Annotated in this window: 24 protein-coding genes and 1 pseudogene; 17 read left to right on the forward strand and 8 right to left on the reverse strand. The window is 64.7% G+C overall.

Annotation, left to right across the window (positions count from 1 at the left end):
- Nucleotides 1-64: 64 nt before the first annotated feature.
- The 12 genes and pseudogenes from CH256_RS28535 to CH256_RS08925 form a co-directional block, all read left to right on the forward strand.
- Nucleotides 65-211 (forward strand): annotated as a pseudogene (locus tag CH256_RS28535) (enoyl-CoA hydratase family protein); the annotation flags it as partial.
- 45 nt (nucleotides 212-256) lie between these two features.
- On the forward strand, nucleotides 257-880 hold the full coding sequence (locus tag CH256_RS08875; protein ID WP_094641518.1) for a TetR/AcrR family transcriptional regulator: 624 nt from the start codon (nucleotides 257-259) through the stop codon (nucleotides 878-880).
- A gap of 61 nt (nucleotides 881-941) precedes the next feature.
- Nucleotides 942-2,348 (forward strand): guanine deaminase, encoded by a 1,407-nt coding sequence (locus CH256_RS08880; RefSeq protein WP_094669393.1) that lies wholly within the window; start codon nucleotides 942-944, stop codon nucleotides 2,346-2,348.
- Nucleotides 2,349-2,390: 42 nt separating this feature from the next.
- A complete protein-coding gene (locus CH256_RS08885) occupies nucleotides 2,391-2,918 on the forward strand; it encodes a hypothetical protein (RefSeq protein ID WP_094669374.1) in 528 nt (175 codons plus the stop codon).
- Between the two features lie 21 nt (nucleotides 2,919-2,939).
- Nucleotides 2,940-3,440: a DUF3558 domain-containing protein gene (locus tag CH256_RS08890; protein WP_373454795.1), complete on the forward strand. Its 501-nt coding sequence runs from the start codon at nucleotides 2,940-2,942 to the stop codon at nucleotides 3,438-3,440.
- The gene (locus tag CH256_RS08895; protein WP_094669376.1) at nucleotides 3,437-3,964 is read left to right on the forward strand and encodes a DUF3558 domain-containing protein; all 528 of its coding nucleotides are present in this window, start codon (nucleotides 3,437-3,439) and stop codon (nucleotides 3,962-3,964) included. The genes CH256_RS08890 and CH256_RS08895 overlap by 4 nt, the downstream gene beginning before the upstream one ends.
- A gap of 294 nt (nucleotides 3,965-4,258) precedes the next feature.
- Nucleotides 4,259-4,633 carry a 30S ribosomal protein S12 gene (gene rpsL / locus CH256_RS08900; RefSeq protein WP_008714048.1) on the forward strand — a complete coding sequence of 125 codons (375 nt, stop codon included), beginning with the start codon at nucleotides 4,259-4,261 and terminating at the stop codon, nucleotides 4,631-4,633.
- A gap of 1 nt (nucleotide 4,634) precedes the next feature.
- Nucleotides 4,635-5,105: a 30S ribosomal protein S7 gene (gene rpsG, locus CH256_RS08905; RefSeq protein WP_003941856.1), complete on the forward strand. Its 471-nt coding sequence runs from the start codon at nucleotides 4,635-4,637 to the stop codon at nucleotides 5,103-5,105.
- A gap of 95 nt (nucleotides 5,106-5,200) precedes the next feature.
- A complete protein-coding gene (gene fusA, locus CH256_RS08910) occupies nucleotides 5,201-7,303 on the forward strand; it encodes an elongation factor G (RefSeq protein WP_032380505.1) in 2,103 nt (700 codons plus the stop codon).
- A gap of 104 nt (nucleotides 7,304-7,407) precedes the next feature.
- Nucleotides 7,408-8,598: an elongation factor Tu gene (tuf, locus tag CH256_RS08915; protein WP_068052772.1), complete on the forward strand. Its 1,191-nt coding sequence runs from the start codon at nucleotides 7,408-7,410 to the stop codon at nucleotides 8,596-8,598.
- Between the two features lie 274 nt (nucleotides 8,599-8,872).
- Entirely contained in the window at nucleotides 8,873-10,168 is a 1,296-nt protein-coding gene (locus CH256_RS08920; RefSeq protein ID WP_256989409.1) for a 3' terminal RNA ribose 2'-O-methyltransferase Hen1, read from the forward strand.
- Nucleotides 10,165-12,690 carry a polynucleotide kinase-phosphatase gene (locus CH256_RS08925; RefSeq protein WP_094669378.1) on the forward strand — a complete coding sequence of 842 codons (2,526 nt, stop codon included), beginning with the start codon at nucleotides 10,165-10,167 and terminating at the stop codon, nucleotides 12,688-12,690. The genes CH256_RS08920 and CH256_RS08925 overlap by 4 nt, the downstream gene beginning before the upstream one ends.
- A gap of 65 nt (nucleotides 12,691-12,755) precedes the next feature.
- On the opposite strand, the gene CH256_RS08930 is transcribed toward CH256_RS08925, so the two are convergent.
- Both CH256_RS08930 and CH256_RS08935 read right to left on the reverse strand, forming a co-directional pair.
- Entirely contained in the window at nucleotides 12,756-13,145 is a 390-nt protein-coding gene (locus tag CH256_RS08930; protein WP_094669380.1) for a hypothetical protein, read from the reverse strand.
- A 33-nt stretch (nucleotides 13,146-13,178) separates the two neighbouring features.
- Nucleotides 13,179-13,697 (reverse strand): hypothetical protein, encoded by a 519-nt coding sequence (locus CH256_RS08935; protein WP_068052785.1) that lies wholly within the window; start codon nucleotides 13,695-13,697, stop codon nucleotides 13,179-13,181.
- A gap of 14 nt (nucleotides 13,698-13,711) precedes the next feature.
- Between CH256_RS08935 and CH256_RS28035 the strand changes: the two genes are divergently transcribed.
- The gene (locus CH256_RS28035; RefSeq protein WP_179272043.1) at nucleotides 13,712-13,870 is read left to right on the forward strand and encodes a hypothetical protein; all 159 of its coding nucleotides are present in this window, start codon (nucleotides 13,712-13,714) and stop codon (nucleotides 13,868-13,870) included.
- Between the two features lie 120 nt (nucleotides 13,871-13,990).
- Here the strand turns inward: CH256_RS28035 and CH256_RS08940 are convergent, their stop codons facing one another.
- The 3 genes from CH256_RS08940 to CH256_RS08950 all read right to left on the reverse strand — a co-directional run bounded on the left by CH256_RS08940 (nucleotide 13,991) and on the right by CH256_RS08950 (nucleotide 16,614).
- The gene (locus CH256_RS08940) at nucleotides 13,991-14,992 is read right to left on the reverse strand and encodes a GAF domain-containing protein (protein ID WP_094669382.1); all 1,002 of its coding nucleotides are present in this window, start codon (nucleotides 14,990-14,992) and stop codon (nucleotides 13,991-13,993) included.
- Between the two features lie 132 nt (nucleotides 14,993-15,124).
- Nucleotides 15,125-15,676 (reverse strand): hypothetical protein, encoded by a 552-nt coding sequence (locus CH256_RS08945; protein ID WP_094669383.1) that lies wholly within the window; start codon nucleotides 15,674-15,676, stop codon nucleotides 15,125-15,127.
- Entirely contained in the window at nucleotides 15,676-16,614 is a 939-nt protein-coding gene (locus tag CH256_RS08950) for an Asp23/Gls24 family envelope stress response protein (RefSeq protein ID WP_179272044.1), read from the reverse strand. The genes CH256_RS08945 and CH256_RS08950 overlap by 1 nt, the downstream gene beginning before the upstream one ends.
- 186 nt (nucleotides 16,615-16,800) lie before the next feature.
- Between CH256_RS08950 and ilvA the strand changes: the two genes are divergently transcribed.
- Nucleotides 16,801-17,964 (forward strand): threonine ammonia-lyase, encoded by a 1,164-nt coding sequence (ilvA, locus tag CH256_RS08955; protein WP_256989410.1) that lies wholly within the window; start codon nucleotides 16,801-16,803, stop codon nucleotides 17,962-17,964.
- A gap of 22 nt (nucleotides 17,965-17,986) precedes the next feature.
- Here ilvA and CH256_RS08960 read toward each other — a convergent pair whose 3' ends face one another.
- Nucleotides 17,987-19,123, reverse strand: a complete 1,137-nt coding sequence (locus tag CH256_RS08960) for a hypothetical protein (protein WP_179272045.1) — start codon at nucleotides 19,121-19,123, stop codon at nucleotides 17,987-17,989.
- 119 nt (nucleotides 19,124-19,242) lie between these two features.
- On the opposite strand from CH256_RS08960, the gene CH256_RS08965 reads away from it, so the two are divergent.
- The 3 genes from CH256_RS08965 to CH256_RS08975 are packed head-to-tail and all read left to right on the forward strand — an operon-like array spanning nucleotide 19,243 to nucleotide 24,189.
- Nucleotides 19,243-22,374 (forward strand): arabinosyltransferase domain-containing protein, encoded by a 3,132-nt coding sequence (locus tag CH256_RS08965; RefSeq protein WP_094669388.1) that lies wholly within the window; start codon nucleotides 19,243-19,245, stop codon nucleotides 22,372-22,374.
- 55 nt (nucleotides 22,375-22,429) lie between these two features.
- The gene (locus tag CH256_RS08970; RefSeq protein ID WP_094669389.1) at nucleotides 22,430-23,398 is read left to right on the forward strand and encodes an ATP-binding cassette domain-containing protein; all 969 of its coding nucleotides are present in this window, start codon (nucleotides 22,430-22,432) and stop codon (nucleotides 23,396-23,398) included.
- Nucleotides 23,395-24,189 carry an ABC transporter permease gene (locus CH256_RS08975; RefSeq protein ID WP_094669390.1) on the forward strand — a complete coding sequence of 265 codons (795 nt, stop codon included), beginning with the start codon at nucleotides 23,395-23,397 and terminating at the stop codon, nucleotides 24,187-24,189. Before CH256_RS08970 ends, CH256_RS08975 begins: the two co-directional genes overlap by 4 nt.
- 70 nt (nucleotides 24,190-24,259) lie before the next feature.
- On the opposite strand, the gene greA is transcribed toward CH256_RS08975, so the two are convergent.
- Together greA and CH256_RS08985 are read right to left on the reverse strand one after the other, a co-directional pair.
- Nucleotides 24,260-24,754 carry a transcription elongation factor GreA gene (gene greA / locus CH256_RS08980; RefSeq protein ID WP_032394210.1) on the reverse strand — a complete coding sequence of 165 codons (495 nt, stop codon included), beginning with the start codon at nucleotides 24,752-24,754 and terminating at the stop codon, nucleotides 24,260-24,262.
- Between the two features lie 225 nt (nucleotides 24,755-24,979).
- Nucleotides 24,980-25,420 carry a DUF4307 domain-containing protein gene (locus CH256_RS08985; protein ID WP_068052817.1) on the reverse strand — a complete coding sequence of 147 codons (441 nt, stop codon included), beginning with the start codon at nucleotides 25,418-25,420 and terminating at the stop codon, nucleotides 24,980-24,982.
- Nucleotides 25,421-25,458 lie beyond the last annotated feature (38 nt).

Consider the following 25,458-nt stretch of genomic DNA (forward strand, 5'->3'; position numbering starts at 1 on the left):
GAGGCGCTTCGACTCGGCCAGGCCCTGCGGCGAACACTTCCTGAACACGATCATGTAGTCGGCCACCACGGCCGCGATCAGGCGCGAGATGGACGAGCGTGGGACGTCCGTCGCCGAGCAATCGGCCAGGTTGTTTGCATCCGACGAGGCCCGAGAGGGGATGATGTCCTTTCTGGAGAAGAGGCCCCCGTCCTGGGCGGCCGAGAAGTAGAGCGGCCGAGAAGTCGGGTCGGTAGTAGGGAGTATGGCGATGGTGATGGCGCGCGAACCCAAGCAGGACCGCAGCCGGGTGACGCGTCAGCGACTGCTCGAGGCGACGATCGATTCACTCGCCGAGCAGGGCTGGGTGGCAACGACGGTCGGCGTGGTCGCCGAACGTGCAGGCGTCTCCCGCGGCGCGACCCAGCATCATTTCCCGACGCGTGAGGACCTGATCACCGGAGCGCTCGAGTACATGTTCGACACCCGGATGGACAGCGCTCGCCGCGAGGCCCAGGAGATACCGGCGGGCCCCGGCCGGACGACACTGGTGGTGGAGCGGCTCGTCGAGTACTACACCGGGCCGATGTTCAAAGCGGCACTGCAGGTCTGGACCGCGGCCTCGGCCGACCCCGAGTTGCGCGATCGGATCGTTCCTCTCGAAGAACGGTTCGGTCGTCGGGCCCACAAGATGGCCGTCGAGAACCTCGGGGTCGACGACAACGATCCCGTCACCCACCGTCTCGTTCAGGCAACCCTCGACCTCGCCCGCGGTCTGGGTCTGGCCGATGTGCTGACCGACGACGCACGACGACGTGCCGAGGTCGTGCGCTCGTGGGCAGAGGTGTTGGATGCGTCGTTGAACGCGCGGCTGTCCGCCGCGGGAGCGGTAGCGCAGTAGAGAGCCGCACGATCTGCAGTTCCGATCGACGTGTGCTTGAGTCTGGCGGGTGACTTCCGAAATTGCACGCGTGCACCGCGGCCACATCTTTCACGTCGCCGGCTCGCCCACGGTGCTCGACGCCGCCGCCGCGCTGGTGTCGATTCCCGACGGTGCCCTCGTGGTCGGCGACGACGGCAAGATCGAGTTCTGTGGTGAGTTCGATTCGCTCCCAACCGAATTCGCGCAGCATACGGTTGCCGACCATCGGCCCGCGTTCCTGCTGCCGGGATTCGTCGACACCCACATTCACTTCCCGCAGACCTACGCCGGAGATTCCTACGGCGGCGGGCAACTGCTCGAGTGGCTGAACACGTGCATCTTTCCGTCCGAGTCCCGCTTCGCCGATCCCGAGTTCGCTGCCGCTGCGGCCAGAGACTTCTGCGCCGCGCGGATCCGGGCCGGAACCACGCAGGCAATGGTGTTCGGATCGGCGTTCCCGCATGCGCAGGATTCGCTGTTCGCCGAAACACTCGAGCACGGGCTACGCATCGTCAGCGGCCGAGGGGTCCAGACCACCGGCCCGGCGTCGGCGCAGGCATTGATCACCGGTGAGGACGAGGCCATCCGACTGGTGTCCGAGGAGATCGAGAAGTGGCACGCCGCCGACACCGGCGATGTCGACACGGCGATGCTGCACGTGGCCGTCGTACCGCGGTTCTCGCTCTCGGTGACGACGCAGACGCTGAAGAACCTCGGCGAGCTCTACGATTCCGTGCGCGCCCGAGGCGTCTACTTCCACACACACCTGAACGAGAATAACCGGCCGGGGACCGGCGAGATCGACGCCACCAAGAACGCCTACGGGGTGGAGACGTACCTCGACACCTACGACGGCAAGTTTCTGCCGGGCTCGCAGGTCGGTGGGAAGAGCTTTCTGGGCCCGCGCACCGTCCTGGCCCACGCGGTGCACTGTCAGGACGTCGAACTCGCGCGAATGGCAGAGACCGGCACGTCCATCGCGCACTGTCCCACCTCGCAGCAGTTCTTGGGCTCGGGCACGATGCCGTGGAAGCGAACCGTCGCCGCGGGGGTGAACATCGCCATCGGATCGGACTTCGGCGGCGGTGACGAGTGGCTGTTGCCGCAGGTCCTCGCCGACGCGTTCAAGGTGCACATCTCCGAGGCCGGTGACGCCGGACTGTCCCTGCATCCCGCCGAATTGCTGTTCACCGGAACCCTCGCCGGGGCACGAGCGCTGGACATGGAGAGCCGAATCGGCAACTTCGACGCGGGCAAGGAAGCCGATTTCGTCGTGGTCGATCCGTCCGCATGGCCCCAGCTCGCGGCGGCGATCGACCACGGGGTCCGCGCCGACGATGCCGAGCTCGCCCGAGACCAGACCCTGTTCGCGCTGCTGATGTCGATGCGCGAGCCCGCGATCGTCGGCGTCTACGTCCAGGGCCGGAAGCTCGCCCCTTCGCGGTAACGTATGGCGACTCGCTTCCAAAGGACCAGGAGACACCCAGGTATGGCTCGTCGGACTCGATTCGGTCTCCTCGCAGCCGCATTCGCGGCTGTGGGCACCATGGCCCTCGCGCCGGTCGCACAGGCGCAACCGCCTGCCGATGCGCCGCCTGCACCCGGCGAGAACACGCCCGTACCCGCGCCCGGACCGGTTCCCGTCCCCGTTCTGCAGATTCCCAACCTCGGAGTCACCGTCGGCGGACTCATCGTTCCGGATCAGTGGATCGGCACGATCGAGGTCGCCGGTACCGAGACTCCGGGACTGACCCACATCTGGGGCCGTGCCGCCGATCCGCGGATCTGCACGTCGTACCAGAACTTCGCCAGCCTGCAGGTCGACTTCGTCAACATCGCCAACGGACGCACCGGGTCGGTCAACGCACCGATCTGCCGGCAGGGAAACGGCGTGTTCGAGCCCGCGGGGCCGGTCGTCGCCGATACCGGCAGCGGGCCGGTCCTGTTCACCGCGCACGTCCTTGCCTCCGGAATCGTGTTCGACATTCCCGGCGTCGGCGGATTCTCGGCCCCGTAGCAGATGACGAGACGGTTCGCGATGGTCGTGACGGCAACAGCCGTGCTGATCGCCGGGTGCGGCGGTGCGGAGGACGACGCTGCATCGACGCAAGAGACTGCTCCGACGACCACGGTGTACGAGCCGGGTCCCTTCTTCGGTGAATGCGGATCGATCACCGACGCCGAGGTGCAGTCCGCGTTCGGAGCGGGCCCGTTCGCGCAGATCACCCGCAATTCCGTCGGGTGCCAGTGGGAGACCACGGGGTTCGGCGGACCGGGAGTCAGCTTCTCCTGGTACCGCGGCAGCCCTATCGGACGCGAACGCGCCGGTTCCGAGCTGATCGGCCGTCCGGCGAAAGACATCGAGATCGACGGCAACCCGGGGTTCGAGGCCGAGCAGGACACCCTGTGCGAAATAGGCGTGCAGTTCGGCGACGACTTCTTTCACTGGTCGATCACGTACTCCCTCGGACCTGCCGCGCGCCCGCCGTGCGACGTCGGAAACGAACTCGCGACTCTGACCGTGGAGCGCAAGCAATGACGCGCAAACGAGTGATCGCGGCGGCGTCGACCCTGTTGCTCGTCGCCGGGTGCGCCCAGACCGTCCAGGGAACCGCGAGACCGGCGAGCTTCGCAGGCTCCGGTGGCCAAGAATTCACCGAATTGTTGACCGAGTGCGATGCCGTCTCCGACGACCAGATCGCCGAGACCACCGGAGCCGACGCCATCGAACGCGGCTTCTTCGGGGCCATCTGTCGGTGGGATCTCGTCGGCTCCGCGGGCACGGTGAAGGTGACGTTCAACTGGTTCGAATCCGGCACTCTGGCCGCCGAGCGGGCCGCCGAGGAAAAGATGATGTACACCGTCACCGACACAACGGTGCAGGGCCGCAAGGCAATCCAGGCTCAGCGTCCGAACGATCCCGATTCGTGCGGAGTCTCGGCCGGGGCGGATCGGGACGGCATCTTCGGGTGGTGGGTGCAGTACCAGCCCGGTGCCGCTCATCCCGATCCGTGCCAGGCCGCGGCGAAGCTGGCCGACCTCACACTCAACCTGAGCAGATAGGTTGCGTATCAGGGCGAAGGGTGTTTTGACCCGAGGCCGCGCCGCCGGGTATCGTTATGGGTCGTGTCCGGCCTGGCCGGACCGTTTGTGTGCCTATGCGAGGTACAGCCGTGCGCACGTTCGCTCTGAGAGCGCGCAACCGGCTGGACGTGTGGGGGTATGCGACACACCCGACCGCGGGGTGCAAGAGACCCGCGGTAGCAGTACTGGAGCAGCAGCAGTACCGGGTGAGGAGCAGTGTTCTCTTGCTCCAACTGCTAGATCCCTGTTTATCGACACGAAGAAAGCCGGTTCATGCCAACGATCAACCAGCTGGTCCGTAAGGGACGCACCGACAAGGTCGCGAAACTGAAGACCGCTGCCCTCAAGGGCAGTCCACAGCGCCGTGGCGTGTGCACTCGCGTGTACACCACCACCCCCAAGAAGCCGAACTCCGCTCTCCGTAAGGTCGCGCGTGTTCGCCTGACCTCCTCGGTCGAGGTCACCGCATACATCCCCGGTGAGGGTCACAACCTGCAGGAGCACTCGATGGTGCTCGTTCGCGGTGGTCGTGTGAAGGACCTCCCGGGTGTGCGTTACAAGATCATCCGCGGCTCGCTCGACACCCAGGGTGTCAAGAACCGCAAGCAGGCTCGTAGCCGCTACGGAGCCAAGAAGGAGAAGAGCTGATATGCCACGCAAGGGCCCAGCACCCAAGCGGCCGCTGATCAACGACCCGGTCTACGGATCGCCGTTGGTCACGCAGCTCGTCAACAAGATTCTCCTCGACGGCAAGAAGTCGACCGCCGAGCGCATCGTCTACCAGGCGCTCGAGCAGGCTCGCGAGAAGACCGGCACCGACCCCGTCGTCACGCTCAAGCGTGCACTCGACAACGTCAAGCCGGCCCTCGAGGTTCGCAGCCGTCGCGTCGGTGGTGCCACCTACCAGGTGCCCGTCGAGGTTCGTCCCGGCCGCTCCACCACGCTGGCACTGCGCTGGCTGGTCACGTTCTCGCGCGCTCGTCGTGAGAAGACCATGGTCGAGCGTCTGGCAAACGAGTTGCTCGACGCCAGCAACGGCCTCGGTGCCGCTGTGAAGCGTCGCGAAGACACTCACAAGATGGCCGAAGCCAACAAGGCGTTCGCCCACTACCGCTGGTGATCTCCTCGCTCGGGCGGTATTCGGAACTATCCGATACCGCCGGAGCGTTGATCAGCTCAGGCAATACCTCTTCCAACACCAAGGCGGGTTAACTCGTGGCACAGGACGTGCTGACCGACCTCAACAAGGTCCGCAACATCGGCATCATGGCCCACATCGATGCCGGCAAGACCACCACTACCGAACGCATCCTCTTCTACACCGGTATCTCCTACAAGATCGGTGAAGTTCACGATGGCGCAGCCACCATGGACTGGATGGAGCAGGAGCAGGAGCGTGGCATCACGATCACCTCTGCTGCCACGACGTGCTTCTGGAACGACAACCAGATCAACATCATCGACACCCCCGGTCACGTCGACTTCACCGTCGAGGTGGAGCGCTCGCTCCGCGTCCTCGACGGCGCTGTCGCAGTGTTCGACGGCAAAGAAGGTGTCGAGCCGCAGTCCGAGCAGGTCTGGCGTCAGGCCGACAAGTACGACGTGCCGCGCATCTGCTTCGTCAACAAGATGGACAAGCTCGGCGCGGACTTCTACTACACCGTGCAGACCATCATCGATCGTCTCGGTGCCAAGCCGCTGGTCATCCAGCTGCCCATCGGCGCAGAGAACGATTTCGAGGGCGTCATCGACCTCGTGCAGATGAAGGCTCTCGTGTGGAGTGGCGAGACCAAGCTCGGCGAGAAGTACGAGATCCAGGAGATCCCGGAAAACCTCAAGGAGCGCGCGGACGAGTACCGCACCATGCTGCTCGAGACCGTGGCCGAGTCCGACGAAGCGCTTCTGGAGAAGCACTTCGGCGGCGAAGAGCTCACGATCGACGAGATCAAGGGCGCCATCCGCAAGATGACGGTCAACAGCGAGCTGTACCCGATCCTGTGTGGATCCGCGTTCAAGAACAAGGGCGTCCAGCCCATGCTCGACGCGGTCATCGACTACCTCCCGTCTCCCCTCGACGTTGCCGAGACCATCGGACACGCCGTCGGCGACGAGGAGAAGGAGATCACTCGCAAGCCGTCCGCAGACGAGCCGTTCGCGGCTCTCGCGTTCAAGATCGCCACTCACCCCTTCTTCGGCAAGCTGACCTACGTCCGGGTGTACTCGGGCAAGGTCGACTCCGGCGCTCAGGTCATCAACTCGACCAAGGGCAAGAAGGAGCGTCTGGGCAAGCTGTTCCAGATGCACTCCAACAAGGAGAACGCGATCGCGACCGCATCTGCCGGTCACATCTACGCGGTCATCGGCCTCAAGGACACCACGACGGGTGACACGCTCTGCGATCCGCAGAACCAGATCATCCTCGAGTCCATGAGCTTCCCGGACCCGGTCATCCAGGTCTCGATCGAGCCGAAGACCAAGTCCGACCAGGAGAAGCTGGGAACAGCAATCCAGAAGCTCGCCGAAGAGGATCCCACCTTCTCGGTGAAGCTGGACGAGGACACCGGCCAGACCGTCATCGGCGGCATGGGCGAGCTGCACCTCGATATCCTCGTCGACCGTATGCGTCGCGAGTTCAAGGTCGAGGCCAACGTCGGCAAGCCGCAGGTCGCGTACCGCGAGACCATCCGCAAGACGGTCGAGAAGCACGACTACACCCACAAGAAGCAGACCGGTGGCTCCGGCCAGTTCGCGAAGGTCATCATCAAGCTCGAGCCTTTCGAGGGCGAAGACGGTGCGACCTACGAATTCGAGAACAAGGTCTCCGGTGGTCGTGTGCCCAGGGAGTACATCCCCTCGGTCGACGCCGGTGCGCAGGACGCCATGCAGTACGGTGTTCTCGCCGGATACCCCCTGGTCAACGTCAAGGTCACACTGCTCGACGGTGCGTACCACGACGTCGACTCGTCGGAAATGGCCTTCAAGGTCGCCGGCTCACAAGCGTTCAAGGAAGCCGCCCGCAAGGCCAGCCCCGTCATTCTCGAACCCGTCATGGCCGTCGAGGTCATCACGCCCGAGGATTACATGGGTGAGGTCATCGGCGACCTGAACTCCCGCCGTGGTCAGATCCAGGCCATGGAGGAACGCAGCGGTGCCCGTATCGTCAAGGCACTGGTTCCGCTGTCGGAGATGTTCGGCTACATCGGAGACCTTCGGTCGAAGACACAGGGCCGCGCTAACTACTCCATGGTCTTCGATTCGTACGCAGAAGTTCCCGCGAACGTAGCGAAGGAAATCATCGCGAAGGTCAACGGAGAATAATTCTCTCTTCGTTTGCTGGACCACGCTCGACCTGTAATAAGTAAGAACACATACGCGTGCCGGCCCCGTCGGGGCCCGCACAGATCAGTCCAGGAGGACACACAGTGGCGAAGGCGAAGTTCGATCGGACGAAGCCGCACGTCAACATCGGCACCATCGGTCACGTTGACCACGGTAAGACGACGCTGACGGCTGCAATCACCAAGGTTCTGCACGACAAGTTCCCGGACCTGAACGAGGCCTCGGCTTTCGATCAGATCGACAAGGCTCCGGAGGAGAAGGCTCGTGGTATCACGATCAACATCTCCCACGTCGAGTACCAGACCGAGAAGCGCCACTACGCGCACGTCGATGCACCGGGTCACGCCGACTACATCAAGAACATGATCACCGGCGCGGCACAGATGGACGGCGCAATCCTGGTCGTTGCAGCAACCGACGGCCCGATGCCGCAGACCCGCGAGCACGTGCTGCTCGCCCGCCAGGTCGGTGTTCCGTACATCCTGGTCGCACTGAACAAGGCCGACATGGTCGACGACGACGAGATCATCGAGCTCGTCGAGATGGAGGTCCGCGAGCTCCTCGCTTCGCAGGAGTTCGACGAGGACGCACCGGTCATCAAGGTCTCCGCACTCAAGGCACTCGAGGGTGACGAGAAGTGGGGCGAGTCGGTCATGGAGCTCATGCAGGCCGTCGACGATTCGGTTCCGGACCCCGTCCGTGAGACCGACAAGCCGTTCCTCATGCCCGTCGAGGACGTCTTCACCATCACCGGTCGTGGCACCGTGGTCACCGGACGTATCGAGCGCGGCTCGGTCAACGTCAACGAAGAGGTCGAGATCGTCGGCATCCGCCCCGGCTCGACCAAGACCACCGTCACCGGAATCGAAATGTTCCGCAAGCTGCTCGACTCGGGTCAGGCAGGCGACAACGTCGGCCTCCTCGTTCGTGGCATCAAGCGCGAAGACGTCGAGCGTGGACAGGTCATCATCAAGCCCGGCACCACGACTCCCCACACGGAGTTCGAGGGCAACGCCTACATCCTCTCGAAGGACGAGGGCGGCCGCCACACGCCGTTCTTCAACAACTACCGCCCGCAGTTCTACTTCCGTACCACGGACGTTACGGGCGTCGTGACCCTTCCCGAGGGCACCGAGATGGTCATGCCCGGTGACAACACCGAGATGTCCGTCACGCTGATCCAGCCGGTCGCCATGGATGTCGGCCTCCGTTTCGCAATCCGTGAGGGCGGTCGTACCGTCGGAGCCGGTCGCGTCACGAAGATCGTCAAGTGATCTAGTTTCACCAGCTGTACCTGAAGCGGCACTCACCCGAAAGGGTGGGTGCCGCTTTTGCGTGCGCCCTCCCGTGAGCGTCAATGGACCCTTGCACCGCTCAGACGTATGCAACGGTCCATTCACGCGGGCCGAAGTGTTCACCCGCAGTGAGTGAATGGACCGTTGCCGCGGTCAGACGTGTGCAGTGGTCCATTGACGCAGCCCGACGTGCCCGAAAAATGGGACGCATCGGGCGCGACTGTCCCGTAACGTCGCTGCGGTGCTACTGACCGTGACTGCAAATGCCACAACCGATTTCCCGGACTCCTCCGACATCGGGTATTTGTTGCACAAGCACCCCGATCGTGTGCAGAGCTGGAACCTGCCCATGGGCACCACCACTGTGCTGTATCCGGAAGTCTCGGCCGAGCGCACCACCGTCGCAGTTCTGGTGAATGACGGCGCAGCGTCCGGGCTCGCGGTGGCATTGTCGCGACTGTTCAAGCAGACGCTGGCCGGCGTGTGTACCGGAAGACCTGAATTGGTCTCTGCTGCAATCGATCTGACGATCTCGATGCCTGCCGCGCCGTCTCGTGGTGCGACCGACCTGGCGTCACGGATGTTCGGTCCCCTCGGTTGGAAAGTGGACGCGACGCCCATCCCGCTCGATCCGACTCAGCCGCACTGGGGTAACTCCGAGTACGTCGATCTGGTCTTGACCGGAACATTCACGCTGTCGTCTGCCCTGCGGCACCTGTACGTCCTGCTTCCGGTCCTCGACGACGGGAAGCACTACTGGGTGGGCGAGGACGAGGCCGACAAACTCGTTCGAGCAGCAGGGGATTGGCTGGGGGATCACCCGGAGTCTTCGCTCATCGCCTCGCGCTACCTGGCGCACCGTCGCGAACTGGTGGCCTCGGCGCTCGACCGACTCGTGCCCGACGCTCCGCAGGGCGACGCAGCCCCGCGAGATCCGACGCTGGCCGAGCATCGGGTGCGTGCCGTGTTGGCGGCACTGACGGGTGCAGGCGCGAAGTCGGTGATCGACCTCGGTTGCGGTGAGGGTCGTCTGCTGCGAGAGCTGCTCGCGGACAACAGTTTCGATCGCATTCTCGGTGCCGACGTGAGTGATCGTGCACTCGCCAAGGCTCAGCGCAGGCTGCGTCTGGACGACATGTCCGACAGGCAGCGCGCTCGGATCGAACTGGTGCAGTCGTCGGCCACGTACCGCGACGTTCGGCTGCACGGATTCGACGCGATGGTGCTCATGGAGGTCATCGAACACGTCGATCTCGATCGGCTTCCGGCGTTGGTGCGTTCGGTATTTCTTCAGGCGCGTCCACGAACGGTTCTCGTCACCACACCCAACTCCGAGTACAACGTGCTGTATCCCGGCCTCGAACCGGGAACCTTCCGTCACGTCGATCACCGATTCGAATTCACCCGAGCGCAGTTCGAGCACTGGGGTTCGTCGGTAGCACGTGAACACGCCTACGACGTACGCATCGAGGGAATCGGCCCCGTCGACGATATGTACGGCACCCCGACACAGATGGCCGTCTTCACCCGAGAGGAGCAGACCCGATGAGTACCTTCGACATTCCGGATCGATCCCTCGTCGTACTCGTCGGCATCAGCGGGTCCGGCAAGTCGTCCTTCGCCGCGCAGCACTTCGGTCCGTACGAGACGGTGTCCAGTGATGCCTGCCGGGGCATGGTGAGCAACGACCCCAACCTGCAGAGCGCGACCAAGGACGCATTCGCGCTGCTGGAATTCCTCGTGGCAACCAGGCTCCGGGCCGGTCTGCTCACCGTCGTGGACGCCACGAACGTGCAACCCGCGGCGCGAAAGACGTTGATCGCGTTGGCCCGCGAACACGACGTGCTACCGGTCGCCGTCGTGCTCGATGTGCCCGAGCCGGTGTGTGCACAGCGCAACGCCGAGCGCACCGACAGGATGTTCGGTCGAGATGTGCTGCGCCGCCAGCAGTCCCAGTTGCAACGCTCGCTTCGGGGACTGTCCAAGGAAGGCTTTCGCACGGTCCACGTACTCGACGGTGTCGAAGCGGTGGCGTCGGCGACGTTCGTTCGCACCCCGCTACGCAGCGATCGACGTGAGCTGACCGGACCGTTCGATGTCATCGGCGACATCCACGGCTGCCTTGCCGAACTCGAAAGCCTGCTCGGCGTGCTGGGTTACACGATCGAGCGGGACGACGCCGGCCGCGCGGTCGGTGCGACGCCACCGCCCGGTCGGACTGCCGTGTTCGTCGGCGATTACGTCGATCGCGGACCGGACTCGGTGGGAGTCCTGCGACTGGTGATGGGAATGGTCGGTACCGGAGCAGCATTGGCAGTTCCGGGTAACCACGAGATCAAGCTCGTCAAGGCACTCCGCGGCCGGAAGGTCACTGCCTCGCACGGTCTCGCCGAGACCCTCGAACAGCTCGACGCCGAGTCGGCAGAGTTTCGCAGGGAGGTGCTCGAGTTCTGCGACGGCCTCGTCGCGCACCTCGTGCTCGACGGCGGCAAGCTCGTCGTTGCGCACGCGGGCTTGATCGAGAAGTACCACAACCGGGCGTCGGGCAGGGTTCGAAGTTTTGCTCTGTACGGCGACACCACCGGCGAGACCGACGAATTCGGCCTGCCGGTGCGGTACCCGTGGGCGCAGGACTATCGGGGCTCGGCGACGGTGCTCTACGGGCACACTCCGGTGCCGGAAGTGGAGTGGGAGAACAACACTGCGTGTCTCGATACAGGATGCGTCTTCGGCGGGAAGCTCACGGCGCTGCGTTACCCGGAGCGCGAGGTGGTGTCGGTTCCGGCCGAGAAGGTCTGGTACGAGCCTGCCCGCCCGATGGGCGCGTTCACGCGGGATGCGGCGTCGCTCGATCTGTCCGACGTGATCGGCCCGACGGGCGTCGAGACGTCGCTGCGTGGGCGGGTATCGGTTCGGCCGGAGAATGCCGCGGGCGCACTGGAAGTGATGAGTCGGTTCGCCCTCGCTCCGCAGTGGCTGCACTATCTGCCGCCGACGATGGCACCGAGTGGAACATCCGAGCGCGAGGGCTATCTCGAATATCCGACGCAGGCATTCGACGCGTATCGCGCGCTCGGTGCGTCGACGGTGATCTGCGAGGAGAAGCACATGGGCTCGCGGGTGGTCGTGGTGGTGTGTCGAGATGCCGACACCGCTCGGGAGAAGTTCGATGCGCCGCAGGGATCGCTCGGCACCGCGTACACGCGGACGGGTCGTCCGGTGTTCGACGAGTCACTGACCGGCGAGCTGATCTCCGGGGTGTCCGACGCGATCGAGAAGGCCGGTGTGTGGGACGAATTGGATTCGAGCTGGCTGATTCTCGACTGCGAACTGATGCCGTGGTCCGCCAAAGCGGAGGGCCTGATCAAAACCGAGTACGCCGCGGTCGCTGCGGTGTCTCGGGCGAATCTCGTGGCCGAGGCGGCGGTGCTGGCATCGGCCGGTTCGCGTGGTCTGGATGTGCAGGAGTTGCTGGAACGGAACACCGTTCGGCAGGTCAACCTGGGCGAGTTCACCGGTGCGTATCGGCGGTACATCTGGCCGACGGACGGACTGGACGGGGTTCGGATTGCGCCGTTTCAGGTGCTGGCGTCGAACGTCGGGACGTATGCCGATCGTCCGCACGCCTGGCACCTCGATGTTGCCGACCGATTGGTGGCAGCAGCTCCCGATATGTTCGCCACCACCCGTCGAATCGAGGTCGATCTGTCCATGCCGGATTCGGTTGCGGCAGGGGAGAAGTGGTGGGAGGAGTTGACGGCGCAGGGCGGCGAGGGCATGGTCGTCAAACCGTCAGCGAACGCTCCGCGCGGAAAGATGCAGCCCGGCATGAAGGTTCGTGGTCGCGAGTATCTGCGGTTGATCTACGGTGCCGACTACACCGACCCGGATCGACTGACTGCCCTGCGCAACCGAAACGTGGGACACAAGCAGTCGATGGCCCTCCGCGAATACGCGCTGGGAATGGAAGCGCTGGATCGCTCGGTGCGCGGTGAGCCGCTCTATTCCATCCACCAGGCCGTGTTCGCCGTCCTGGCACTGGAATCCGAGCCGGTCGACCCGCGGTTGTAAGAGCCGAGGGCAGTGGTGCGGTTATGTGCCCCAGCCGGCACATAACCGCACCACTGCCGCAGGCACTAGCCCCTCGGCGACGAGAAGGGACTGATGCCGGCACTGATCGGTGCCGCGATTGCTGCAACGACTGCGATTGACGCCCAGAACGTCGGTGAGTCCAGCATCAGACCGCCTGCGAGACCACACACGGCGACGACGACGCCGCATCCCACCAGCAGTCCCGACCCGACAGTGACGTGAGCGAGGTGGTCTCGCGTCGGATCACGTCGGGCTCCGAGCCACACCATCGTTCCCGAGGTGACGAAGGCCAGAGGGGCGAAGAAGAAGAGGGAGCTGCCACCGAGCTTCGACGAGACACTGGCGATCAACAGCACGGCTCCGAATGCCACCGGGGCGGCGAGGGGCATTCCGCCGGACCATCGCTCGAACTTGTTTCGGGTGGGAGCTGTCATGGCAATCGTTCCTTTCCTGGGGAGAAGGGCATGTCAGAGCAGGTACTCCGCGAATATTCCGCCGCCGCAGGACAATGCGGCGATCAGCCCGACTCGCCTCAGGACGAACTTGGCAGCCTTGTCCCACGAGTTCACCTGGCTTTCGATTGCTTCCCAAGCACCGACTGCGCCGAAGAAGTCGATTCCGAGGCAGGCACCGACTACTCGCTTTATTTCATCGGTGACTCCACGGGCCTGAGGTCCCGTGGGAGTCGGCTGTCGATCGAGGACGTTGCCGGTCTCGTCGACGATCGTCACAGTCGCGTCATCGCTGATCTGAAAGCCGGCTGTGCCGGCGGGGAGTGGATTGCGGCCCTGTTCTGCCAGCGAAGCATTGAGCGAGGCAACTTCTTCCGCGCTCACGGGGACGAATTCCTCGACGGTGGCGGACACCGCGGGTGGCGCGGGTTGAGCAAGAGCAACAGCGGCCCCGCTCATCGACGTCACGGCGATCATCGAGCCGGCGATCAGGGCGATGGATGCAGTGCGAGTCCGAGCAGAAATGCGGTTCATGATGTCTCCCGTTCGTGAGTAAGGGGCGATTCGGCGACGTGATGGTGGCTGTCGTTCGGACCGAGCCGGGTGCAGTGACACAACGGATATGGGGCCACAACGGATATGGGCCGGTTGCGTACTCGATGGGATCGGCCTGGAACGAGAGCGCACGCTCGTCCGGCGATCTGTAGTTGTGCGGACCATCCCGAGAGACACAAGGTAGGTCGCGGGTTACGCCTCGTTGACCGAGTCTTTGCGTAACACACCGAACTTTAAACCCGTCGGTGCCGAAGCGCCAGCGCTGCGCGCGATCAGATACAGGCCTCGGTCACCGTCACCAGCGCGAGCCGAGGTTCTTCGTCGTCAGGGAGAATCGGCAGAGCGCACGCGGTCACCGAGTGGGTGGTGTAGCCGCCGTTTCGGTCTCTGAACCGGACGGTGATGCTCGGCTCGTCTCCTGCGCCGCCGGCCCGGGACACTGATTTCGCGAGTGCGTCGACTGCTCCGTCGTCGTCCGGGTGCACTCGCGGTCGCGGGTCGGTCGGGTCGAGATTCCAGGCGATGGACGGTGGCGGCGGGCCGTGCCAGTACAAGGTCTCCAGGGTGCACAGATCGACTATTGCGGTGTGGCGTCGTGCGACGAACGAGGCACCCGCTACGAGCCCGCTCATCGTCTCCTGGACTCCGGTAGGGGATGGGTGGCTCATGACGAACGGACCGCGGTCGATTGCGATGCCGCGCAGGTGACGAGCTTCGCCTTCGACGGTGGTGTGCGCCAGCACGCGAATTCGATGTAGCTCGTCCGTGGTCCAACGCTGGGTGGCGTCGAGATCCACTGTGTCGCCGACTGTGCTGGATACCAGCATCGCGAGGACGTCGGTGGCTCGCAATCCGAAATCCAACGTTGCCATCGCTTCTGCTACCGACAAGTGCGCCACATCGGAATTCAGCGCCGGGGAGTCCTTGGAGTGGGCAGTGCCGCGAGTCAGATTCCAGCGAAAGGCCCAAGCATTCGACGGCGGAGAGTCGCACGTGCCCGGATGCAGTCTGGCCCACACCGCCTGGACCGTACCGTCGTCCCCGAGAATCGGACGGGCCGAGACGTACCTGCCCGGCCCGCATTCGATGTCCACGTCCCTGCCCGATTCCGCGCACCGAGCCACCGCATCACGTGCGTGGATCGAGTCGGACGACCTCCTCAGGAACGCCGCCATGGGAACCTTGCTCTTCTGCGTCGTCCCTACCGCCACCACACACGCCACCGAATCCGGTTCGAGAAGAATCAACAGCCAGTCGCCGTTCCTACGCCCCATCGAGGCGGACTCCCTTCCACTCGAGTCGAGCTCCGCGGATCTTCCCTGCTTCGGGCCGTGTATCGACACCGTACCGGTGAATCCGACAGAAGGGACAGGTGGCCGGGCCTGTCGCAACGCTGCGCGGCCGCGCTACCGTCGCTTGTCGACGTGCAGTTGAATGCGAGTGGCGACGTGTGCACCGGCGAGTGATTCGGCCACGAAGGCGGCACGGGCTTCGGCTCGGGCGGTGAAGGCCACGACATCGAAATCGGCTGCAGCATGGACCGATACGGTGATGGTGGGCATTCCCCGATCGTCGATCGCCGTACCGCGGGCGCGTCGAACACCGGGGAACTCGGCCAGCTCCGCGGCGACGCCCGACGCGATGGCGCTCAGGTCCACGTGCGCCGAGAAATGGGGCTTCTCGATGACGCTTGCCGTTCCGGTCGTGCGCGGAGAGAAGTTGCCGATCAACAGAAGCAGTGCCAGGACAACGGCGATGCAGCCGACCACGGCCAGGGTCGGCACCCACCAGCCCTGTTCCGGTAGGGCGGCGATTCGCGCACGATCGAAGCGAGAGAGCATCTCTCGTGCCCAGGGGACGTCGTAATGCCAGGCCAGCGCGAAGCCACCTCCCGCGATCAACCCGGCCCCGGCCGCGATGGCGAGGAGTCGGTCGACCCCGGCAACGAAGGTCTTCATCACGAGACCCTCGTCGGTGCTGCCACCGACTGCTTCACCGTCAGCCGGCGCTCGCCCGCAGCAACGGACAGCACAGGAACGAGTGCCTCGCGCACGCCGACGTCGATACGGTCGGCATCGTACGCAGCGTCACGCTCTACCCGAATTTCGATCTTCTTCCGGGTGACGACGGTGTGCGCGTCCACGACTCCGCGGGTCGACTGTGCTGCAGCACTGCACAATCGAGCGATGTCGGTCGGCGTGGCCCACACGGTCGACGCCGACTCGCCCAGGCCGGAATGCGTCTTCGTTCGGGGCTTGACCCCGATGAACACGACGAACAACCCGACGACGGCGGCTCCGATCGCGGCGGCGATCATCCAACTCTGCCAGTGCAATCGGGAGATCCAGGACACCGCGTCGGCGATCCACGGACTACCGCCGAGGTGGCCGTGTGCGATCAGGAATTCCCGGCCGGCGACAAAGGCCACACCGAGGAGCGCGAACCCGAACAGCAGTGCCAACGGCATCGCGGCCGGGCCAGCAGTGGGTGGTCGAGGTGAGATGGGCTGCGATGCTTCGGTATTCGAGGTGGGCGAGGGGCCGGTGTCCAGTGTGGTGTCCGATACCAGGACGTTCACTCGATGCACGTGCAGGCCCGTCATCGTCGCCAACGCGGCCTCGACGGTGGCGTGCACGGATTCGGTCACCTCGGTGATCTGCGACGGCCAGGTCACCCCGATGTAGAGGTTGACGGCAATCGTGTCCTCGCCGAGGGTGACGTCGGCGCGGGGGAGTTCTCGCCCGGTCAGTCGCGAGAAGCCGCCGGTGGTACGCGTGACCCGAGGATCCTTCGATGCCGCCGCGATGGCGGTCCGCGACATGGCCCGATCCTTGATCTCGACGCTGCCACGCATCTCGCGGCCGTCGTCGACCTCGTCGGATCCAGCCTGCGTCATGTTCAGAGAATCCTTTGCGCCCGTCGCGGCTCGCCGTGGTGCGGCACGCGCTCCACAACTGTAGTGACGACCGGTGGCGGATGACGTCACGAGAGTAATTGTTCCTGGCATACTGCGATCGTGTCGGAAATTGTGCGGGTGACCGCGTCGGATATCGCGTCGGCCGAGGAGCTGCTGGAGCCGGTCATGCGCCGGACCCCCGTGGTGGCCTCGCGAATTCTGTCGGACCTGACCGGCCACGAGGTGCGGCTCAAGTGCGAGAACCTGCAGCGCACCGGATCGTTCAAGCCGCGCGGGGCGTACAACCGCATCGCCCGGCTCGACGCCGAGCAGCGTGCCCGCGGTGTCGTCGCGGCCAGCGCGGGCAACCACGCTCAGGGTGTCGCGTGGGCCGCCTCGCAGGTGGGGATCGACTCGACGGTGTTCATGCCGGTAGGCGTTTCGCTACCGAAGCTCGTCGCCACCAAGGCCTACGGCGCGACTGTTCATCTGGTGGGTAACACGGTGGACGAGGCGCTGAAGTCGGCGAGGGAGTTCGCCGAACGCACCGGTGCCACTCTCATTCATCCGTTCGACCACCTCGACATCGTCGCGGGGCAGGCGACGTTGGGTACCGAACTGCTGCAGCAGATGCCGGACGTCGGCACCATCGTGATCCCCACCGGCGGCGGGGGACTGTTGGCCGGTGTGGCCGCGGCGGTCAAGCTGACCAAGCCCGGTATCAGGATCGTCGGCGTGCAGGCCGAGGGTGCTGCCGCGTGGCCTGCATCGCTGAAGGCGGGGCATCCGATCGCGTTGACGTCGATGTCGACGATGGCCGACGGCATCGCGATCGGCCTGCCCGGATCGGTGCCGTTCGATCACGTGCAGGGATGGGTCGACGACGTGGTGACCGTCAGCGAGGATGCGTTGTCGCGGGCGTTGGTGCTGTGCATCGAACGCGCGAAACTGATCGTGGAACCGGCCGGGGCGGCAGCGGTGGCAGCGCTGATGACGCATTCCGCGGACGAGCTCGGATTGACCGGTTCGGTGTGCGCCGTCCTCTCCGGCGGAAACATCGATCCGCTGCTGCTCACCCACGTCATCACTCATGGTCTCCGGGCCGGTGGGCGCTATCTCGCTGTGAGCGTGACGATTTCGGACAAGCCGGGTGGACTCACCGGGGTGCTCGGCGTGGTGCGCGACGCCGGTGCCAGCGTTGTCGACGTCGTCCACTCCCGTACGGGCGGACGCCTGGGGCTCGAAGAGGTCGACGTGATGTTGACCGTCGAGACCCGCGGACCGGACCACCGCGGCTCGGTGCTCGATGCCCTCGGTGCGGCCGGATACGCCGTGCACGTGGAGAACTGACCTGCTGGTCGACACAACCGATTCAACGCCGCAGACTTCGACGGATCACCTGGCCGATATACGAACCTGCACGACGCACGTGGAAAAGCGCCGGGGTCCAATGACTTCGGCGTATTGCTGTGTTCACGGCCCGCTGCAGTTCTGTGTCGGTGACACCGGCATCGTGCATCGCCGCGAGTGAGGTTCTCAGGTAGCCGCGATCGCGGCTTCTCATGTGCATTCGAGCCACAGCGCGCACATCCATGGTTTCGGGGAAAGTCGTGCACCGTGCACCCGCGGCCGCCAGCCCGATCTGTGTGCGAACGCATTTGGCACACCGGCCGCAATTGAATTTCCCGTCGAGGTTCTCCCAGCAGACCCGCAAATGGTTCATCGCGGTCCGGTTCTCGCCGATTCGACGAATTTTGCCCAAACGGTGCAGATCGAGTTCATGATGCTCGAAGGCGACCGAGCTACTCGACCACAACGGGTCGAGGTCGGGATGAGAGCCCCACGGTGCGAGTTCCTCGCGGCAGTTCGAGGACGGGATGATGACGGTGCTCAGGTGCTGCGACAACGCCAGGCCGACGTGCGCCAACGCGGCACCGTGGAAGTCGTATCCCCAATCGAGAGGCAGTCGGTCGGCGAAGGCCGACCTGATCGTGGTCTTCACCTCGATCAACGGTTTTCCCAATTCCGCCGCCGACTCTCGGGCTCCGGCCAAGGCTCTGGCCGCCAAACTTTCGTCGCCGATACCGATATCGAAACCGTGCACGAAGATCAGGTGAGTGATGCGGTCGGATTCCATGATTGCCGAGTAGAAGCTGTCGACGCCCCCGCTGAAGAAGCAACCCACCCCCGTCGCGCCGGTGGCGACGCGGCCGGGTTCCGCCGACATCGATACCTCTCGAAAACGCTTGGGATACCAGTCCCGGAAGATCTTCTGAGCCTCGGACGCACCTCGAAGTGCGGTCGAATCCACGGGGCCGTCGAAAGATAAATCCCACCCTTTGCGCATACCGGCGGTCAGGAGCGGAGGAAGCCAGGGAGTGGAGGAATGGTCCAGCGAGTAATTCGACTCGGTTCTCACTCGCACTTCGACACCCGATGGTGTCGTTATTCGCGCGGCAATGGAATCAGCACCGGTGTCGTCGACATGCACCGTCATCGGGCTGATCATCGGGCTGAGTGTGCCACAGCGAAGGTTGTCCGGGCCGGATTCGTATCGTCGGGCCCGCTCGGGCCCGACTGGTACCTTGATCAGCGACTTGGACCAGGACATGGGTGGGAGATATTTGCATGGCTCGGCTCGTCGCGATCGTCTCCGCAGTCCTGGGAATTCTGCTGACGATCGCGATACCGCTGTTGCCGATCGAGCAGCAGCAGTCCTCCCTGACGTGGCCGCAGTCGAACACGATCGCCAGTGTCGAGGCTCCACTCGTCGGATACACCCCGATCAGCGTCGACGCGACGGTCCCGTGTGCTGCCGCGAATCTGTTGCCCGACGGCGGGCTGTTGCTGTCCACCTCGCCCGAGGGATCGCCCGACGCCTATCGCTACGGTCTCGTCGCCGAGGTCACGGGTGGTGAGGCATCGCAACTGAAAGTGACGTTGCGTGATTCCGTCCTCCTCAAGGAGCCGATCGCGGAGCTGAGCTCTTCGACTGCTGGCGACTGCGCATTGACGATCACCTCGAACGGCACGGCGACCACCGTCGGGCTGACCGGTGCCGACACCGTGACGCGCGAGGGCGATGTTCGGCCGCAGCTGGTCGGATCGTTCACCGATCTTCGCGGCACCGTCGACGGTCTGACCCTCACAGCGCAGCTCGACAGTCGATTCTCGTCCACACCCAGTGCGCTGAAGTGGTTCGCGATGATCGTCGGGGTCCTCGCCACGGGCATCTCGCTGGTGGCACTGCACCGCCTCGACCTGTCCGACGGCCGACGTGCCCGACGGTTCCTGCCGCGTCGCTGGTGGACGTTCGGGGCTGCCGATGCGGTGGTGATCGGGACGTTGCTGGTGTGGCATCTGATCGGCGCGAACACCTCCGACGACGGTTACCAGCAGGGCATGGCGCGTACGGCCGATCACGCCGGGTACATGGCCAACTACTTCCGTTACTTCGGTGTGCCCGAGACACCGTTCGGAACGCCGCTGTACGACATGTTCGGAATCATGTCGCACGTCTCGACGGCCAGTGTCTGGATGCGCCTGCCGACGCTGATCTGCGCGGTCGTGGCGTGGCTCGTCATCAGCCGCGAGGTGATTCCGCGGTTCGGGGCTGCTGCTCGCGCCTCGAAGACTGCCCTGTGGACGGGCGGGCTGGTGCTGCTCGCGTTCTGGCTGCCGTACAACAACGGCCTGCGCCCCGAGCCGTTCGTGGCACTCGGAGTACTGCTGACATGGTGTTCGGTGGAGCGCTCGATCGCGACCCGCAGGTTGCTGCCCGCGGCCGCGGCGATACTCATCGCGGCGTTGACGGTCACCCACGGACCCTCCGGTTTCATCTGCTTCGCACCGCTGATCGCCGGAGCCAGGCCGGTGCTGCAGATCGTCGTCGCTCGGGCCCGGCAGTTCGGTAGCACGGCCTTGGGCGCGGCGACGTTGCTCGCCCCGCTGATCGCGTCGGGAACGGTGGTTCTGGTGTTCGCATTCGGCAACCAGACCGTGGCCGGCATGCTCGAGATGCAGCGGGTGCACAACGCGGCCGGGCCGAGTCAGGCCTGGTTCGACGAGTACCTGCGCTACCAGTGGCTGATGAACATGGACATCGACGGCTCGCTCGCGCGCCGCTTCGGAGTGTTCGTGATGATCGTCTCGCTGATCGCGGTCGTCGTCGCCATGCTGCGCAAGGGCGGCAAGATCCCCGGTACCGCAACGGGACCGGCGCGGCGGATCGTCGGCATCACCGTCGGGGCTATGGCATTGATGATGATCACCCCCACCAAGTGGACACACCACTTCGGGGTCTTCGCCGGACTCGCCGCATCGGTTGCGGTGCTCGCAGCCGTGGCGACCGGCGCGGCGGTACTGCGATCGCGGCGCAACCGACTGTTGTTCGCCGCGTCGGTCTCGTTCGTGATGGCCGTCGCGTTCACCGGAACCAACGGGTACTGGTACGTCTCGGCCTGGGGAGTTCCGTTCTGGGACAAGCCGATCCTCGTTGCCGGTCTCGGCATCTCGACCATGTTCCTCGGCCTGACCCTGCTGCTGTTGCTCGCAGCCGTCTGGTTCCATCTCCGCGCGCCGTACGTGCGCACCGACAAACCGATGGCGCGATGGTGGTCGGTGCCGCCGATCGCTGTCGGGGCAGCACTGATGGTGCTGGTGGCCGTCGCGTCGATGGCCAAGGGTGCTGTGGCGCAGTGGCCGTCGTACTCGGTCGCGAAATCGAATCTCTCGGCGCTTGCCGGCGACACGTGCGGCCTCGCCAACGACGTGTTGCTCGAGACGAACCCCAATGCCGATGTGCTGCAACCGGTCACCGGGGATGCCTTCGCTGCGCTCGGCGAAGAGAACGACGGGTTCACCCCCGACGGTGTGGCGGGCGACCTCACCGCAGACAAGGAGTCCTCTGCGTCGGGCACCTCGAACACCGTCGACACCGACGAGCAGCAGCAGCCGACGTCGACCACCGGGGCCGGAACCGGCGGTAGCGCACTGCCGTTCGGATTGGATCCGGCCACCGTGCCGGTGCTCGGTTCGTTCGGGTCCGATGACAACGCCACGCTGACGACCGGGTGGTATGCACTGCCTGCCGATCCCGGCGACCTGATCTCGATCGCCGCTGCCGGACGCATCCGCTCGGTGGACTCCGACGGCATCGTCACGTACGGGCAGAGCCTCGAACTCGAGTACGGAGTCGACGGACAGGCGCAGGGACGGGTGACCCCCATCGACATCGGCCCGACGCCGTCGTGGCGCAACCTGCGTGTGCCGATGGATCGGATTCCGGCCGGTGCCAACACGATTCGGCTCGTGGTGTCCGACAACGATCGAGATTCCGACCAGTGGTTGGCGATCACCCCGCCGCGGGTTCCGCGTACCCAGACGTTGAACGAGGTCGTCGGCCGCGACGCTCCGGTGATGCTGGACTGGGAGGTCGGCTTCAACTTCCCCTGCCAGCATCCGTTCGATCACCGTCTCGGGGTTGCCGAAGTTCCGCAGTACCGGGTGCTGCCGGACCGCAGCGGTGCCGTCATCACCAACGCGTGGCAGGACCACTTCGGCGGTGGGCCGCTCGGGTGGATCGACATCGTCGCCTCCGCTCGCACCATCCCGTCGTATCTGGACGGCGACTGGGACCGCGACTGGGGGTCGATCGAGCAGTACATCCCGTACGACGAAACGGCGCAGGCGGCGCAGATCACAGCAGAAGAGGTCCAGCGTTCGGGTCTGTGGACGCCCGGTCCGATCAAGACCGGTTAATCTCTACGCGTTCGGAAGTCCTTACACCGACCAGTAGAGAAACGGGGAGAGGGCCATGGCGAACGCTATAGAAGTAGAGGACCTCGTACTTCGGTACGGCAAGAACGTCGCGCTCGACGGGATCGATTTCACCGTTCCCGAGGGCACGGTGCTGGGTGTGCTCGGCCCCAACGGTGCGGGAAAGACCACGGCGGTCCGTATTCTCGCCACCTTGCTGCAAGCGACTTCCGGCTCGGCCCGAATCTTCGGGCTCGACGTGGCGACGCAGGCCAACGAGGTGCGCAGCACGATCGGGCTGACCGGTCAGTTCGCGGCCGTGGACGAATATCTGACCGGGTACGAGAATCTCGAGATGGTCGGCCGACTGTTCGGCCTACGCAAGGCCGAGGCCAGGAAGCGGGCCGACGAACTGCTCGCACGATTCGACCTGGAGTACGCACGCGACCGGACGGCCAAGCAGTACTCGGGCGGTATGCGTCGACGACTCGACATCGCGGCCAGCCTGATCGGTCGACCACGGGTGGTGTTCCTCGACGAGCCGACCACCGGACTCGATCCACGTAGTCGAATCACCATGTGGGAGTTCATCGCAGATCTCGTTCGCGACGGCACGACCATTCTGTTGACCACCCAGTACTTGGAGGAGGCCGACCGGTTGGCCGATTCGATCATCGTGCTGAACAAGGGCAAGATCATCGCGCGTGGCACGGCCGACGAGCTCAAGGCCCAAACCGGCGGCGAGCGAGTCGAATTCGTGCTGACCGACCGGTCCCAGGCCGAGCGAGCGATGCAGATCCTCGCTCCGATCGGCGTCGAGCCACCCACCCTCGACGATCAGGTGGGCCGGATCGTCATGCCCGTCAACGGGGGATCGAAGGACCTGTCCACGGCGCTGGCCCAGCTGGAGGACAACGGAATCGGAGTCGTCGACGTCGGTCTTCGGCGGCCGAACCTCGACGATGTGTTCCTGAGTCTGACCGGTCAGACCACCGGCGAACCCGAGACGGCGGAGGAAGAGAAATGAGCAACGTTCTTCTGGATTCCGCGATCATCACCAAGCGAAATCTGATCAAGCTGAAGCGAGTTCCCGACCTACTGTTCTTCGCGACGCTCTCGCCGATCATGTTCGTCCTGCTGTTCGCGTACGTCTTCGGCAGTGCGATCGATGTCCCCGGAATCGACTACAAGAGCTTCCTGATGGGCGGCATCTTCGTACAGACGATGATCTTCGGTGCCTCCCTCACCGGGTCGTCGCTGGCCGAGGATCTGCAGAAGGGCGTGATGGATCGGTTCCGGTCGTTGCCGATGGCACGCTCGGCCGTCGTCATCGGGCGGACCGCAGCAGATGTGGGCAACAACCTCGTCACCATCACGATCATGTCGCTCACCGGACTCCTCGTGGGGTGGCGCATCACGTCCTCGTTCTTCGACGCCCTGCTCGGGTACGTGCTGCTGCTGTTGTTCGCGTACTCGATCTCGTGGGTGATGGCCCTGGTGGGTCTGATCGTGCGGTCGCCCGAGATCTTCAACAACGCGTCGTTCATCGTGATCTTCCCGTTGACGTTCATCGCCAATACCTTCGTCCCGATCGACAATTTCCCCACCGTGCTCAAGACGATCGCGGAGTGGAACCCGATCTCGTCGGTGACGTTGGCGGTGCGAGAGCAGTTCGGCAACACCAACCCCATGGCACCACCGCCGGAGGTGTGGCCACTGCAGAACCCCGTGCTCTACACCCTGATCTGGGTCGTGTTGATGCTCGTGGTGTTCGTGCCGCTGTCGGTGCGCAAGTACCAGAAGACGATGACCGCCTGACATCCACGCAGAGAAGCACCCCCGGTCGCTCGGCGACCGGGGGTGCTTTCAAGTCTTCTCGTGAGCAGGCCTAGGTGTGGTACGGCTCCGCGCTGACGAGGGTGACCTTCATGGTCTTGCCGTTGGGCAACGTGTACTCGCGGGTGTCGCCGACCTTGGCGTCGATGAGCGATCCGCCCAGAGGTGACGCGGGGGAGTACACCTCGAGCTTGTTGTCGCGGGCACCCTCTTCGCGGGTGGCGATCAGGAACGTCTCGGTATCGGACTCGTCGCCGTCGTAGTAGACCTTGACGACCGATCCGGGCAGAGCGACGCCGGACTGGGTGGGTGCCTCGCCGACCTTCGCGTTGTTGAGCAGTTCCTGCAGCTGGCGGATACGTGCCTCCTGCTGGCCCTGCTCCTCGCGCGCAGCGTGGTAGCCGCCGTTCTCCTTCAGATCGCCCTCTTCGCGACGCTCGTTGATCTCGGCGGCGATGACGGGGCGATTGGAAATGAGCTGGTCGAGTTCGCTCTTGAGCCTGTCGTGTGATTCCTGGGTAAGCCAGGTCACCTGGGTCTCGGTCATCTCGATCACTCCCTCGTAGTCGGAATCTCGAGCTCGGATTCCGGTTTCTGAGCAGGTAGGGCACGCAACGAACAGGGGACTCCAATGGTTGGATCCCCTTGGTCGGCCCACATCCTGGAGCCGTCGTCATCGTTCGCAGGTGAACCCTGCCCGCAATGCAGCAATACACGGCACCTTCTGCGGTGGCCGTGTATGACCCGACCTTACCACGAACAGGCAGTTCGCCTATCGGGCTCGTAAATATTCGGGAACATCGAGGGTGCAGCCGTAGACGTCGCCGACGGCAGGGGCGGCCGACGTCGTCACCTCGGTGGTCATCTCCACGGTGGTGGACGCCGACTCCGGTGGGATGTACACCTCGCGCCTGCCGGTCTCGGAGCCGTCGCGCGAGCGAGCGCGGACGATGCAGACAGCGGGCTGCTCGGGATCTTGCCGGGTGACGCTGAAACGGATCGACATCGTGTCCTCGTCGACGATGTCGAACGAGAGCTGACTGCCCTCGATCGGTTTGACCGAGAACTTGCTGTACGCGTAGTAGGCCACGCCCAGCCCGACCAGCAGGACCAGAGCCACCAGTGCGATCTTCGTCGCACGTTTGGGGGCCTGTCGAATACCGCTCGGGCCTGAACCCGACGGGTATCTACCTGCGGGAAGTGCGTTGGTCATGGCCGCTCTCGGGATCGATTCGGGGGTGCCGCTGGGGG

It is taken from the genome of Rhodococcus sp. 05-2254-6 (assembly GCF_002258565.1).
Classification (GTDB): Bacteria; Actinomycetota; Actinomycetes; order Mycobacteriales; family Mycobacteriaceae; genus Rhodococcoides.